Source organism: Colwellia sp. C1TZA3 (assembly GCF_007954265.1).
Lineage (GTDB): Bacteria > Pseudomonadota > Gammaproteobacteria > Enterobacterales > Alteromonadaceae > Cognaticolwellia.
Window position 1 is genome coordinate 51,399 of sequence record NZ_VOLS01000017.1, and the last position, 15,044, is coordinate 66,442.

12 protein-coding genes are annotated in these 15,044 nt (G+C 38.8%); 6 read left to right on the plus strand and 6 right to left on the minus strand.

Annotated features, from left to right (window positions below; genetic code table 11):
• The first annotated feature begins 377 nt into the window (after nucleotides 1-377).
• The 3 genes from ESZ39_RS07255 to glsB all read left to right on the plus strand — a co-directional run bounded on the left by ESZ39_RS07255 (nucleotide 378) and on the right by glsB (nucleotide 3,328).
• Nucleotides 378-1,250, plus strand: a complete 873-nt coding sequence (locus tag ESZ39_RS07255) for a LysR substrate-binding domain-containing protein (RefSeq protein WP_146879257.1) — start codon at nucleotides 378-380, stop codon at nucleotides 1,248-1,250.
• A 196-nt stretch (nucleotides 1,251-1,446) separates the two neighbouring features.
• Nucleotides 1,447-1,956 carry a tetratricopeptide repeat protein gene (locus ESZ39_RS07260; RefSeq protein ID WP_146879246.1) on the plus strand — a complete coding sequence of 170 codons (510 nt, stop codon included), beginning with the start codon at nucleotides 1,447-1,449 and terminating at the stop codon, nucleotides 1,954-1,956.
• Between the two features lie 439 nt (nucleotides 1,957-2,395).
• A complete protein-coding gene (gene glsB / locus ESZ39_RS07265; RefSeq protein ID WP_146879258.1) occupies nucleotides 2,396-3,328 on the plus strand; it encodes a glutaminase B in 933 nt (310 codons plus the stop codon).
• A 16-nt stretch (nucleotides 3,329-3,344) separates the two neighbouring features.
• Here glsB and ESZ39_RS07270 read toward each other — a convergent pair whose 3' ends face one another.
• Nucleotides 3,345-3,977, minus strand: a complete 633-nt coding sequence (locus tag ESZ39_RS07270; RefSeq protein ID WP_146879247.1) for a dienelactone hydrolase family protein — start codon at nucleotides 3,975-3,977, stop codon at nucleotides 3,345-3,347.
• Between the two features lie 199 nt (nucleotides 3,978-4,176).
• On the opposite strand from ESZ39_RS07270, the gene ESZ39_RS07275 reads away from it, so the two are divergent.
• Nucleotides 4,177-4,905, plus strand: a complete 729-nt coding sequence (locus tag ESZ39_RS07275; RefSeq protein ID WP_146879248.1) for a YebC/PmpR family DNA-binding transcriptional regulator — start codon at nucleotides 4,177-4,179, stop codon at nucleotides 4,903-4,905.
• Between the two features lie 267 nt (nucleotides 4,906-5,172).
• Entirely contained in the window at nucleotides 5,173-6,192 is a 1,020-nt protein-coding gene (gene ltaE, locus ESZ39_RS07280; protein ID WP_146879249.1) for a low-specificity L-threonine aldolase, read from the plus strand.
• 171 nt (nucleotides 6,193-6,363) lie between these two features.
• Here the strand turns inward: ltaE and ESZ39_RS07285 are convergent, their stop codons facing one another.
• The 4 genes from ESZ39_RS07285 to rlmD are packed head-to-tail and all read right to left on the minus strand — an operon-like array spanning nucleotide 6,364 to nucleotide 11,574.
• Nucleotides 6,364-7,164, minus strand: a complete 801-nt coding sequence (locus ESZ39_RS07285; protein ID WP_146879250.1) for an enoyl-CoA hydratase-related protein — start codon at nucleotides 7,162-7,164, stop codon at nucleotides 6,364-6,366.
• Between the two features lie 39 nt (nucleotides 7,165-7,203).
• Complete coding sequence (gene mazG, locus ESZ39_RS07290) at nucleotides 7,204-8,004, minus strand: nucleoside triphosphate pyrophosphohydrolase (RefSeq protein ID WP_146879251.1); 801 nt, start codon at nucleotides 8,002-8,004, stop codon at nucleotides 7,204-7,206.
• 14 nt (nucleotides 8,005-8,018) lie between these two features.
• The gene (gene relA / locus ESZ39_RS07295) at nucleotides 8,019-10,220 is read right to left on the minus strand and encodes a GTP diphosphokinase (RefSeq protein WP_146879252.1); all 2,202 of its coding nucleotides are present in this window, start codon (nucleotides 10,218-10,220) and stop codon (nucleotides 8,019-8,021) included.
• Nucleotides 10,221-10,257: 37 nt separating this feature from the next.
• The gene (gene rlmD / locus ESZ39_RS07300) at nucleotides 10,258-11,574 is read right to left on the minus strand and encodes a 23S rRNA (uracil(1939)-C(5))-methyltransferase RlmD (RefSeq protein ID WP_146879253.1); all 1,317 of its coding nucleotides are present in this window, start codon (nucleotides 11,572-11,574) and stop codon (nucleotides 10,258-10,260) included.
• A gap of 140 nt (nucleotides 11,575-11,714) precedes the next feature.
• On the opposite strand from rlmD, the gene barA reads away from it, so the two are divergent.
• Complete coding sequence (barA, locus tag ESZ39_RS07305; protein WP_146879254.1) at nucleotides 11,715-14,507, plus strand: two-component sensor histidine kinase BarA; 2,793 nt, start codon at nucleotides 11,715-11,717, stop codon at nucleotides 14,505-14,507.
• A gap of 31 nt (nucleotides 14,508-14,538) precedes the next feature.
• Here barA and ESZ39_RS07310 read toward each other — a convergent pair whose 3' ends face one another.
• Nucleotides 14,539-14,784, minus strand: a complete 246-nt coding sequence (locus ESZ39_RS07310; RefSeq protein WP_146879255.1) for a hypothetical protein — start codon at nucleotides 14,782-14,784, stop codon at nucleotides 14,539-14,541.
• Between the last annotated feature and the right edge of the window lie 260 nt (nucleotides 14,785-15,044).

Sequence of the window (15,044 nt, forward strand, 5' to 3'; positions counted from 1 at the left end):
TAAATGCAGTGCAGCGTATCCAACATTGCCTTATTATTGAGCTTATGAATGAAAAAAAATCATCTATTAAGTGAATTTATCTCGTTTGCTAGCAGTAGAGCATAACCTTAAGATGAACTTGTTTTTGGGTCCCCCCCGGTTCAATAAACATTTTTACATAGTTAATTTGTTTCATTTTAAGGGCATCAATAGATGTCCTTTTTTTTCTTTATTTTTTATCAACAACATTATTTTGGTGCAAGCACACTATTATGGTGCATTAACAAGTATTTTAAAGTTTAAATAATAAAATAAAACATATAAAATCAATTAGTTAAATTACGGCTTAAGTTTTGCTATATAGCTTTTGTCTTTATTAAAAAATGTTAACTATGCCAATTCAAACACCTATACGTGGCCTACGCTCATTTTGCGTAGCGTCAAAATGTTTAAGCTTTAAACATGCCGCAGCACAATTATTTTTAACTCCCTCAGCCGTTAGCCATCAAATAAAACAACTTGAAACACAATTAGGGATCGTTTTATTCAATCGTGGTACCAGAACTATTGAACTTACCAGTGCAGGAAAACAGTTTTACCAATCAATTCAACCGTTAATTAATCAATTAGAATCAACCATAGCCGAATTTACTCAAAAACAACAAAATCAAACTATTGTCATCAGTTTGCCAGAGTTTTTTGCCAGCGAATTATTTATTCCCCGTTTATCGGAGTGGTCTCAAAATAACCCAACCATTAACCTACAGCTTGAAACAGTTAAGTCTGGCAGCGAGCCATCGCGGTCTGCCGATTTATCTATTGTGCTTGCCAATGGCAAGCCTAATGCAAAAATAGTTCAAGAGTTATTTCCTATTCGTTATGCCCCTGCTTGTAACAAAAAAATTTATAAGAAGTTAAAAAACGTCGGATTTTCTGCTCTAAAAACCACACCGTTACTTTTGCATCAATCACGCCCATGGTCTTGGCATCAATGGGCCGACAAGAATAATGTCGACGATTTTGATCCTAAACAAATCATCCAATTTGACAGCATGTATGGTGTAGTTCGAGCAGCACAACAAGGCATGGGGGTTGCATTGGTGCCATTACCAATGAGTAAGGCCTGGTTCAGTGAGCAACTGCTGGTAAAGTTATTTGACGAGGAATTAAATACCAATGATAAGTACTATCTTATTCAGCATGAGAATATGGACAACCATACAGAGCTGACTTTGTTTGCTCAATGGGTAAAGGAAACCTTCACAATTTAAGCCCTTAAGCTTATAAGCGTTAAATGCTGATGTGCAACATTGAGTAAATTGCGCCCTGACAATGCAGTTAACCTATCGTTAGACAATTGAATTTTATTCACTTGATAAGTGTATTCTAATCGTTTGTCAGTTATTGGGCTTACCTTTATATTGATTTTGTATCAATTTGATGCACAACAAATATAGAGAAAAAAACATGAACAAAACCATATTAAAAAATACACTATTAGCCACTTTATTATTAAGTACCAGCCATACAACTTTAGCCAATGCAGCAATATTTCAAGTGGCTGTCGTAAAAGGTGCTATGGGTACTGCGGACATAAGTAAAGGTAAAGTAGAGTCAGGTATAAGCAAATTAATCGCTAGTGAAAGTAGTAAAGATTTTTATGACCGTAAAATGAATTTGTGCGTTGCTTACTTGCAATCTACACAGAGCAACAAATCAGAGTTAGCCTGTACAGAGGCGATCGACAGCATAAAGTCTATCACTCGTCAAAGTAGCAAAGTGCGCTATTTAACCTCACTTAATTACAGTAACCGTGGTGTTGCTAGGTACAAAAAAAATCAGTTAACCGCGGCATTAGAAGACTTTGAGCTTGCCGTTAGCATTGACAACAACCCGATTACAGTCGGTAATTTACAAAAAATAAAACAACTTTTACCAATAAATAAAGTAGAGAAAATAACAGCGTTATCTGATTAACACTGTTATTTTTCAACCAGGAGCAGACAAATGGTCAACACTATACTTCACAAAATGAGCTCAACCATTAGCTTGATAACTAAAATTAAGCATATCTCGATTAGTCAGTGGCAGGTTGAGTAAAAAAAGACGGCATTATTCATTAGTATAATTTATAACGCTATTACCAAGGCAATGAATAATGTCAAAACCACCATAACACCACTCAATAATAGTAAAATAAAATACAGCATTAAAATGATTAAACTAAGATTGCAACTGTCTAAAATAAATGAAGTTTTCATGCTAGAAGAGCAACAAGTAAAATTACATTGTTAGTGATTTATTAGCCTAAATATAGCAAGGCTAACAAAGCGCTAGGCATGTCTCATTTTTTGTGCATAATGTAGGTCTTTCATGCTTTATTGCAAGCCATTCAAAAGATAAACAAGTCCGTTATATGATAAAAGACATTTCCAACTTGCAGGTTAAATTACAAACCTTACTCGCAGCACAGCAAGAATTCTATACTCAAGGTAAAGTAGCCAATTATATTCCTGCCTTAGCTGAAGTCAGCCCTGAAAAAATGGGCGTTTGTGTATCTACTATTGACGGTAAAACTGTCGGTGCTGGCGACTACCAAGAGCCCTTTTCGATTCAAAGTATTTCAAAGGTGTTTGGTTTGGTTATGGCAATGAACCGCATCGGCGATGATTTGTGGCAACGGGTTAATATGGAGCCGTCTGGACAACCCTTTAACTCGATTATCCAATTAGAGTGGGAGAAAGGTATTCCTCGAAATCCAGTAATAAACGCTGGAGCCTTGTTAGTTGCTGATGTACTCACTAGCCACTTTTCTTCTAGTAAGTTAGCCTTTTTAAGTTTTATGCGCTCGTTAGCTCATGATGACAGTATTTATATCGACAACTATGTTTACCAATCAGAATTAGCCCATGGTAGCCGAAACGCAGCATTAGGCTATTTAATGAAAAGTTTTGGCAATATAGAATCAGAAATACCTGAGGTATTAAACCATTACTTTACCCAATGTTCAGTCGCCATGAGTTGTGAGCAACTGGCAACTAGCCTACTATTTTTAGCGAATAAAGGTATCGACCCGATTTCTAAAGAAGCTATTTGTACGCCAAGAGATGCCCATCGCGTTAATGCGATATTATCAACCAGTGGTATGTATGATCAGTCTGGCGAATTTGCTTTCTCTATTGGCTTACCAGCAAAAAGTGGCGTAGGCGGTGGGGTTATTGCGATAGTGCCTAACTATGGTGTTATTTGTACTTGGAGCCCACCATTAAATAGCTTTGGTAACTCAGTAATTGGCACAAATTTAGTCGCCAGTTTAGCCCAAGAGTTAGGCTTGTCTATTTACCATTAATGCCTTTATCTAATACTTACAGCATTTTTTCTTCCAAAATATGCTGTGAGTATTGTCTTGATAATAAATCCGCTAGCCTCTTAACGTAATACTGATAAGCATCGCTATTATAGTTCGTTGACAACACATTCATAAAGCCATGTAAGTGTTCACTCTGCTCAAGGGTAACCGTTGCTTTTTCTTGTAAAGCTACTCGCAAGTCTGCAACTGAAAAATGTTGCTCGGTAGCAGGTAAAATTAACCTAGTTGGAATATTTGGTGTTAGCTGCGTCATCTGTCGAATTTGGCTACTATAAAAACAAATAACCCCTAAATTTTGCTTAACAGCACTTGGTGAATTTAACTGCCAAATAGCGCTACCACCGACACTAAAGCCCACTAACAGTTTACTACCTGATATTGCCAACAGTTTTTCTGCTAGTTTGTTAACGTAGCCCTCTACCCTAACATTTTTGATAAAATACTGATAAGCGTCATGCTCACAGGTAAATAATATCGGTTGGTTTTGATAAGGGCCAATCATATGGCATTTAACGCCATACCTTTTTGCAGCGCCAAGACATTGCTCAACTTGGGCAGTAACTTGCTGACATAAATGCTTAAACTCGTCAGTTAGGCCAAAAATATCAGCAACAAAAATTATATTCAACTAACAACTCCAATCATTAACGCTTACCGATAGCTCTAGCCAATATTTTGAGCAAAGCACTTGTATGGCTTAACGCAAATTTTTGCATGCTTTTTTAAGATTTGAAAGCTCAAATCGGCTAAGTACTAGAAATAGGGGACGCTACCCGTTAGAATCTAGCGTATAGAAATTTTAATTATCAGCGACGAGACTTATTCAGATGGGCAGAGCATACCAAAACCGTAAATTATCAATGGCCAAAACTGCGGGTCAAAAAACTAAAGTTTATTCAAAGTATGGCAAAGAAATTTACGTACTAGCCAAAAATGGCGGTGTAGACCCCGATGGTAACCTTGCCTTGCGTCGGACCATTGAAAAAGCAAAAAAAGATCAAGTTCCTACACATGTTATTGAAAAAGCGTTAGAAAAAGCCACAGGCGCTGGCGGTGAAGATTACGTAGAGTCACGCTACGAAGGCTTTGGCCCAGGCAATTGTATGGTTATTATTGACTGTTTAACCGATAACGGCAATCGCACCATTAAAGATGTTCGTCAATGTTTTACTAAAACTTACTCAAAAATTGGTTCATCAGGCACCGTTTCACACATGTTTGATCATCAAGCAGTCTTTGCCTTTAAAGGTGAAGACGATGAAATTGTCTTAGAAAACTTAATGATGGCTGACATCGATGTTACTGATGTTGAGCTTGAAGACGGTATTATTACCGTTTACGCACCCCATACTGAATTCTTCAAAATTAAAACAGAATTTGCAGCCAGCATGTCTGAGTATGAGCTAGAAGTAGAAGAAATTACTTGGGTGCCACAAACCTATACTGAAATTTCAGGTGAAGACGACTTAGCTAATTTTGAAAAATTCATCAATATGTTAGAAGACTGTGATGATGTACAAAATATTTATCACAATGCTGAACTCGCTGAAGAATAACCTTCACGCGCAACACATTAATTGCAGGCGTATTAACCCCATTTAGCTAACAGATGGAGTTATACCAGTTCCATTAAGTTTGTGATCTTGTTGTGCGCAGGAAAAATAACTCAAGGTAAGGCGCTCGATTGAGCAATAGCTGGCTATTGGGAGTGAGAGCAACACAGCCTTGAGCTATTTTAACTAGTACAAGTGAGCAATAACTTAATGGGATTGGTATTAATACGCCTTTTTAATAGCCACTTGCCCTAAAACCTAAGGTGCCACATGATTGATTTTCGCTCTGACACAGTAACTAGACCCACTAAAGCAATGCGTATGGCGATGGCAAACGCTGAGGTGGGTGACGACGTCTATGGCGATGACCCCACGGTTAATGAACTAGAATCTTGGGCAGCAAAACGGCACGGTTTTGCCAGTGCGATGTTTTGTAGCTCAGGTACCCAAGCTAACTTATTAGCGCTAATGGCACATTGTCAACGCGGTGATGAATACCTTTGTGGCCAACAAGCGCATAACTATAAGTTTGAAGGCGGTGGCGCGGCTATTTTAGGCTCGATTCAGCCACAACCGATCGCCAATGAGCAAGATGGCTCTTTATGCTTTAAAAAGCTGGCGGCAGCGATAAAGCCTGACGACTCTCACTTTGCTCGTACCACCTTACTCAGTATTGAAAATACCATTAACGGTAAAGTCCTGCCGTTAATCTATATGGCAAAAGCACGTGAATTTACTCAGCAAAACAATTTAGCCTTACATTTAGACGGTGCGCGAGTTTACAATGCGGCCAGCGCATTAAATGTCGATATTACAGAGATTTGCCAATACGTTGACTCAGTGTCTATTTGCTTATCAAAAGGCCTTGGCGCCCCAATAGGCTCAATATTGCTCGGCTCACAAGTCTTAATAAAAACGGCCAAACGCTGGCGAAAAGTGGTTGGTGGCGGTATGCGCCAAGCCGGTATTATCGCTGCAGCAGCCAAAATAGCACTGGAACAAAATCCGGGGAAATTAGCACAAGACCACATTAATGCAAAATATTTAGCGCATGCCCTAAACAAGCTTGCTGATATTTCAGTCAATCTGGAGCAAGTTGAAACTAATATGGTCTTCGCAAAATTCTCTGAAGGTGTTGATATTGCTAATTTAGTCAAACAGTTAAAGACAGATAAAATACTGTTATCTGCGGGTAACCCTATGCGACTGGTCACGCATTTAGATATTGATAAAACGGCTATCGATAACTTTATTAAAAAGTTAAGTAGGGTTTTAAATCAACGCATTTAAAACCGCTAAAGTAAGCTAATAAAATGTTTTATGCATTAGATACTGTGTGTGAAAGCTAAGTAGCAGCTTAAACCGAACTGAGAATGCATTAAGAGTAAATTAAGGATGAACTGCAGTGAGAGCGGATACTTGCTCGGGTTAACACACTCGTTAACCCTTTCGAAGTCATTGTTATTTTGCCAACTTTTCGATCATGGTATTTACCGCGTTCAAATGCTCCGGATTGTTATGACACATACCCTGAAATACCGCACAAATATCAAGAAAATCGGGCAATTCAGTGCGTTGTGCCAACTTCATTAAACGCTTGGTTAACCGTAACGACGCTACCGGTTTAGCTGCTATTTCGTTTGCTAGCTTTTGTACTCTTTCAAGTAAGTATTCTGGCTCAACCACGTCTAATACCACGCCAATTTCTTTTGCCTCTAGCGCATCGATTACACGGCCAGTAAAGGTTAACTCAGCAGCCTTTTGATAACCAATTAAGCGTTGCATAAACCATGCTCCGCCATCGCCTGGAATAATACCTAAGTTAACAAAGGTTTCGCCAAACTTAGCTTTGGTTGATGCAATTCTCATATCGCACATATTGGCAATATCAAAACCCGCGCCTATTGCTGGGCCATTAACCGCAGCAATAACTGGCACTTCTAATTTGTGTAAAGCTAGTGGAATACGCTGAATACCTTCTCGGTAACGCCTTTCTAATGCTTGCACATCGCCAGCAAAATCTCCGGCGCGCTCAGCCATATCTTTTATATTGCCACCAGAAGAAAACGCAGAGCCCTCACCGGTAATAATGAGCACGGCTATTTCAGGTGTACGATTAATCCATTCAACGGTATTAACAATATCGTCGGCAATGGCAGTACCTGTTAAGGCATTACGCACGTCATGGCGATTGAATGTCAAGGTAAGCACTTTATTATTGAGCGTTATTTTACTGTCGACTAATGTGGGTAGTGAACTCATTCTTACCTCGAAAACTTTATTGATTAACGTAAATTAACACTAGGATTTTTCAGCAATTTTTACTTGTTGCCAAAAGCCTTCCAACTCGTCCAACGAGTGTTGTTCAAAACTTTTATCGGTATTATTCACTTGCGCTTCAACACCATGAAAGCGCTTAGTAAACTTATTATTAGCTTGGCGTAGTAACGCTTCAGGGTCTTGTTTAGCATGTCGACATAAATTGACCACGGCAAACATTAAATCACCTAACTCTTCCGCTAAAGCAGTATCATTGCGATGTAATTCTGCTTTTACTTCCAACACTTCTTCTGCAACTTTAGCAAAAACATCATCAATATGGTGCCAATCAAAACCAACATGCGCACAACGTTTTTGAATTTTTGCTGCCTGTGATAGCGCTGGTAAATTACGCGGGATATCCGCTAAAATACTTAAGTTTTTATCATCTTTTTTTTGCTGACGCTCTTTTATTTTCTCGTTTTCCCAGTTCGCTTTGACTTCCTGCTCAGATTGAAAGTCACTACTAGCAAAAACATGGGGATGACGGCGGATCAACTTCTCACAAATAGCGCTCAGCACACTATCAAAATCAAAACGCTTTTCTTCCGCGCCAAGTTGGCTATAAAAAATCACTTGAAACAGCAAATCGCCCAGCTCTTTTTCCAACTCAGTAAAATCTTCTTGCTCAATAGCGTCAGCTACCTCGTAAGCTTCTTCAAGGGTATGAGGAATGATAGAGCTAAAGGTTTGTTTCAGGTCCCAAGGACAACCTGTTTCAGGATTGCGTAACTCGGACATAATCCAACGAAGTTTTTCTATTGAGGGCTTATCATGCAACATAGTTTAATCTCTACCTATAATCTTTTAACTTCAACAACATCATCTAACTGCTTTAATTTAGCTAATAATCGCATTAACGCTTCATTATTGGCTATTTCAACTTTTATGGTCATGCTCATACTTTGCTTGGCGTTGTCGGTATGGCTTTCAATGCCAATAATACTTACTCTTTCATTAGAAATAATCGTCGAGATGTCTCTGAGTAAACCTTGGCGATCACCACCAATAATGTTGATACTCACTTGATAACTTTTTTTGTTATTTATGCCCCACTGTACTTCTACTTCACGCTCTGGTTGCTGGTTTAAGGCATTGGCCAGCTGTTCACAATCAACCCGATGCACTGAAATCCCGCGTCCTTGAGTAATAAAACCGGCGATTTCATCGCCTGGCACTGGATGACAACATTTTGCCATGTGAGTCAATAAGTTACCAACGCCTGAAACCGTAATACCATTATTATCAGCCGCTTGTATGTTAGTTTGTTGGGGCTGGCGAATTAAACTTTGCGGATCAATGTCTACTTCAGGCTTTGACTTTTCGTCTTGCTGTTGTAAACAATGAACCACTTGTAACAAGCGCGTACTGCCTGAGCCTACCGCAGCAAATAAATCATCTTTTGTCGTAAAATTAAAACGTTCTATCGCCGCGGAAAAATCAACTTTAGCCAAAGATAACTGTAACTTACCCAATGCGGTTTCTAACATTTCTTTACCGACAGCAAGGTGTTTATCTCGGTCAAGTAAACGAAAAAAATGTTGTACCTTGGCACGAGCACGCGGTGTATGAAGGTAGTTTAAACTAGGATTCAACCAATCTCGACTGGGGTTGAGGGTTTTACTGCGCAAGACTTCAACTTGATCGCCCGTTTGCAAAAGATGGGTAAAGGGCACTATTCGACCAAATACTTTTGCGCCAATGCAACTGTGACCGACATTGGAGTGAATATAGTAAGCAAAATCTAACGGTGTTGCGCCACTAGGTAAATCAACTACGTCACCACCAGGGGTAAAAACATAGATACGGTCTTCAAATACTTGACTACGTAGTTCATCGAGTAATTCGCCACTTTCTGACACGTCTTCTTGCCATTGTAGAATTTTTCTTAACCAACTGACTTTTTCATCAAAACCTGAAGTTTTACCACTGGCATTACCTTCTTTATAGCGCCAATGGGCTGCAACACCCAATTCTGCATCATCATGCATTTGTTGTGTTCTAATTTGTATCTCTATTGTTTTACCTTCGGGCCCGATAACCACGGTATGAATTGACTGATAGCCATTACTTTTTGGCGTTGCAACATAGTCATCAAATTCTTTAGACAAATGCTTCCAACTGGTGTGCACTAAGCCTAATGCACCATAGCAACCTTGTAATTCATCAACAATAACGCGTACTGCACGCACATCAAATAGCTGTTCAAAGTCTAACGACTTTTGTTGCATTTTTTTCCAAATGCTATAAATATGCTTAGGGCGTCCACAAACCACGCCTTTAATGTCGGAAGATTGTAATTGCTGAGATATGTTATCAACAAATTCAGCCATGTAGCGTTCTCTGTCAAGACGTTTTTCAGCCAATTGCTTGGCAATTTCTTTGTAAACTTCAGGGTGCAAGTAGCGAAAAGAAAGATCTTCTAATTCCCATTTTAACTGCCCAATACCTAAACGATTAGCTAATGGTGCATATATGTTGCTGGTTTCTTTTGCGGCTAATACACGGGTTTCTTCATCGCTGTCTTTGACTAAGCGTAAGTGACATAAGCGTTCTGCAAGCTTGATCACAACAGCGCGAACATCTTCAACCATTGCTAACAGCATACGACGAATATTGTCAATTTGGTTAGTGTTGACTAAGCTAGATTGTGATTGCTGTAAAGCCTTAATTGCTGCCATCTGGCCAACACCTTTGCACAGTAAATATATTTGTTTAGAGAAATTCTCTTTAATATATTCAAGGCTAATGCACTTATACTCATACAAAGGACAGATGAAAGCAGCGCATAATGAGTCGGTATCAAGATTTAAACCCGATAGAATTTCCACCATTTCTAAAGATTTTGTTTGACATGGGGTACTGTCATCAAATAAATAATTTACTTTTTGATACAGTTTTTCTAACGACGCTTTTTTGTCATCGTCTAATTCAAGCGCCTCTAGCCATTGCTCAAAGCTTGCTTGTGACATTTGATGTGACTTACGCACAGAAACCATGAAATTCCCTACCTGTGATTCAATTTTTTGCCAACTCTTATAAGCTAAACATTAACATAGTTTCAACATGCTTGGTTTGCGCAAACATGTCCATTAAAGCTATTTTTTCAATTTTATATCCGTGGTCAATAAGCAATTTTGCATCACGCGCCAATGACGCCGGATCACAACTAACATAAAGTATCTTATTAACCTTAAAGGTCAGTAATTGCGTTAACGCTTGATAAGCTCCCGCCCGAGCAGGGTCAAGTAAAACCTTAGTATACTTTTGTCTTGCCCAAGGCTGGTCTTGCCAAGCACTATTCAAATCAGCTTGGTAAAATTGGCAATTATTTATACCATTTTTCAAGGCATTTTTTTGCGCCTTTTCAACCATCACTGCAATGCCCTCAATACCGACAACACGACTGACTTTTTCGGCAATAGGTAAACTAAAATTACCTAAACCACAAAACAGGTCGAGCACAATATCGTTATCATTCAGCGCTAGCCAAGTTAGCGCCTGCTCAACCATTTGCTTATTAACCAGATGATTGACTTGGATAAAGTTATTAACTGAAAATTCAATTTTTATTGCATCTGTTAAAGAATAAAATAAGGTTTTGTCTTCGGTCAGTGGTGTAATCTCATTGCCGTCGTCAAAGTAGACTAACCATTGATTCTTATCAGCAAAACATTGCCAAAGCTTTTTGTCTTGCGCCGTTGCTTTGACTAATTGTCGCACCACAACTACCTGCTCATTAGCCGCAATAATTTCAATATGACCGATGGCATTTTTACCCGACAACTTGGGCAAAAGCTCTTTTAGCTCAGCAAAAATATGGCCAAATGCTTCGACCATTACTGGGCAAGACTTAATTTCAGTTAAGTGGCTACTCTCGCGTTGGCGAAAACCAATAATGGGTGCACCGCGTTTGTTGTATTGCACGCCAATTCTTGCTTTACGGCGATAATGCCATGGTGTATTAATAATGTGGTTTTGCCATGGCAGACTTTCGTTGAGTGCTTGGCGAGCAAATAATTGCGTTATTTTATCTTGCTTATAAACTAACTGCTGTAGATAGTCCATGTGCTGTAAGTTACAACCACCACACTGAAAATAATGCCGACACTTAACCTCTACCCGCGCTGCACTGGCGCTAATAACACGCAATAACTTTGCTTTTGCAAACTTACTTTTTTGCTCATACACATTAATTTCAACCGTTTCATTAGGCAGTGCACCTTCAATAAAAATCGGATTTTTACCTTGAAAAGCAACGCCGCAGCCTTGCTGATCAAGGTGACTAACCTTAACCGTTAAGTGTTGTTGTGTTAGTGTTTTTTTCGGGCTTACTTTAAAAAAATTTGCCATAGCTATCTTACTTTGCCATCAAGGAGCAGCATAAATTATCTATTAGCTGCCATAGTGAACGATTACTATTTGGTATTAGTCTTAACTGTGCCATTATAGTGTTATTAACCCAATGATTTTACACTAAAGCTCAACAAAAAATGCATAAAATAAGCCTGAAAGATTGGGTAATTTTACTTACGGTCGTTCCTACGACCTTAATCAGTTTAGTTGTGGCTAGCTACTTATCCTATAGTCGCTATAGCGAACTCGATCAATTTCTTTATCAACGTGCCACTAGCATCATTTCTCCTCTTGCCATTAGTAGTACGGAGCCATTATTAGCGAAAAAAAGAGATAACTTAAGAACGCTGATCGGCTTTAGCCACCGCAGTCAATCCGACATTATAAAAAGCATCGCCATTTTCACTGCTGACAACCAAGTTTTTGTTACCAGTGCTTATCATGATGACACCCATACCATGCGTATTAAAGCAGGACAAAGTCTACCTAAACGCATTCAGTATCAAGACTACGGTGATTACCTCATTTATCGCGCGCCCATTATTGACGAATTTACCGTACAAACCAGTAACACCACTTTAGACAGTAGTATTATTGGCTATATCGCGATACAAATTGATAAGGGTACGATTAAATACGCTCAACAACAGCTGTTGATCACAGTATTTTTCATTTTACTGGCTGGCTTTATTATCAGTGCCTTGTTTGCCTATAAGCTCATTAATAGCGTTACCCGCCCGATATCATCCATGGTATTAGCGATAGACCGCATTAGAGAAGGAAAAATTGATAGCCGCATTAGTGGTCAACTTGTTGGTGAGCTCAATTTTTTAAAAAATGGTATCAACACTATGGCGCAATCGTTAGGCGCTTATCAAGATGAAATGCAACGTAGTATTGATCAAGCCACGATAGATTTACGTGAAAGTTTAGAGCAATTTGAAATTCAAAACGTTGAATTAGATATTGCAAAGCGTAAAGCTCAGGATGCTAACAAGGTAAAATCTGAATTTTTGGCCAATATGAGCCATGAGTTACGTACCCCGCTGAATGGTGTTATTGGTTTTACCCGGCAAGTATTGAAAACGCCTTTAAGCGATTCTCAGCGCGATCACTTACAAACTATCGAACGTTCTGCGGCTAGCCTACTATCCATCATTAACGATATTTTAGACTTCTCTAAACTTGATGCGGGTAAAATGATTATTGAAAACATTCCGTTTTCAATTCGTGAATCCATTGAAGAAACCTTGACGTTACTGGCACCCAGTGCCCATAGAAAACATATTGAATTATCATTGCGTGTTAGTCCTCAATTGCCTGACTCACTGATTGGTGACGCGATGCGTATTAAACAAGTTATGGTTAACTTAGCCAGTAATGCCATTAAATTTACTGATAAAGGTTCGGTAGATATTAACCTTGAGGGTCATGTTATTGGCAAAAACCTCTATAAAATTAGAGTAACAGTGCAAGACACTGGTATCGGTATATCAAATCAGCAAAAAAATTCAATTTTTGAAGCCTTTGGCCAAGGTGATAAAAGTGTGACAAGGATTTATGGAGGAACCGGCTTAGGACTAGTTATCTCACAACGTTTAGTATCAGAGATGCACGGTGGTATTGGTTTTGAAAGTGTAGAAAATGAAGGTTCAAGCTTTTGGTTCACCTTTCAGTGTGAATTAAACACTATACCCACTTTGCAGTTATCTGCCCCAGAGAGTTTGATTGGTAAGGCAATATTGTATTACGAACCTCATGCCGCCAGCCGTTTAGCCACCAGTGAAATATTAGCAAGTTGGCAAATGAAAACTACTTGTATTAGCCAACACTGCGATATGGACGAACTACTGGCAAATAAACAATTACTCTCATCATTCGACTTTGCTTTAATCGGTCACGACGTTACACCGTCAGCCCTAAATGAAGTGAAAAAATTTATATTTACTCTTAAAGATATTATTCCGTCCATACATTTAGCCATCAATAGTAATTCACCCAGTTTACATGAAGCGTTAATTTCAAGTGGTGCTAAAACTTGTATTAGCAAACCGATAACGGTGCAGCGCTTGAGAAAAACTTTTGCTCCAACAACAAGACCAGAAATTAACAGCTTAATTACAGTATCCGAACAAAAAGTGCCGATTAAAGTACTGGCAGTTGATGATAATGAAGCCAATTTAAAATTGATCAATGAACTGTTACTTGAGCAGGTAAATAATGTCATCACCGCGACCGATGGCGCTCAAGCAGTAGAATTATGCCGACATGAGAAGTTTGACCTAATTTTTATGGATATACAAATGCCCGTACTAGATGGCATTTCTGCCTTGGCTATTATTCGTCAACAAACACTTAATGAGCACACCCCAATAATTGCCGTAACCGCACATGTCTTCGGAGAAGAAAAAGATAAATTACTCGATAATGGCTTTAACTCATTTATTACCAAACCTATCGATGAAGCCATGCTGCATCATAGTATTTATGAGTATTGTGATTCAACATTACTCGCTTATCACCCTAAATTTGTTGTGCCATCTCTTAGGCCTATTACCGACTCTAAAGCAAAGATTATTGATTGGAAGCTGGCGCTACAACGAGCAGGACAAAAAAAACTGTTAGCCAAAGATATGTTTATTGGCTTGGTTAACAGTTTACCCGAAAGCAAAGCCAACATTTCTGAAGCGCTTATCTCTCAAGATATTGAGCAGCTAAAAGTATTAATACACAAGCTCAACGGCGCTTGCTGTTATTCTGGTGTGCCCCGTTTAGGGAAAGTGACACATGAACTTGAAACAGAATTAAAGCGGGATATTGGCCTTGATGATTTACAGCCAGAATTTTTTGAATTTTTTGAGCAAATAGACTTAGTATTAGAGGAAGCTGATGCTTTTATCAGAAATATTGAAAACCAACATTTAAAATAAAACCCTATACTAAAGAAAATAGTAAAAATATTTAACGCATTTTTATATTTGGCGCAGTATTAATGTCGCCATCTTCAGTGATCACTGCCACACCTGAGTTACACCTTAACACGGCTAAACTATGTCCGGTTTCATTACGAATAAAACTGAGTTCATAACCAAACTTGCCTAAACTACTGGCAGAAAACTTTTGTGCCAGTGAGAGTTTAGACCACCATATTAATTGCTCTGGTGCTTCTTTTCGCCTATCCACAAGAGGATTTTTTTGCGATGGCATATCGACTTCCCTAATTCACATCTACTGATTACAAGCTTCGGTCAGCTCCATCAAAGTATAGAGTATATGTCATTGCTAAGTTATAATTTATCAGTGAATTTGTTACATACCGTTACATACTGAGCTTGCTGTAACTAATACCAATCCCATTAAGTTATTGCTCACTTGTACTAGTTAAAATAGCTCAAGGCTGTGTTGCTCTCAATCCCAATAGCCAGCTATTGCTCAATCGAGCGCCTTACCTTGAGTTATTTTTCCTG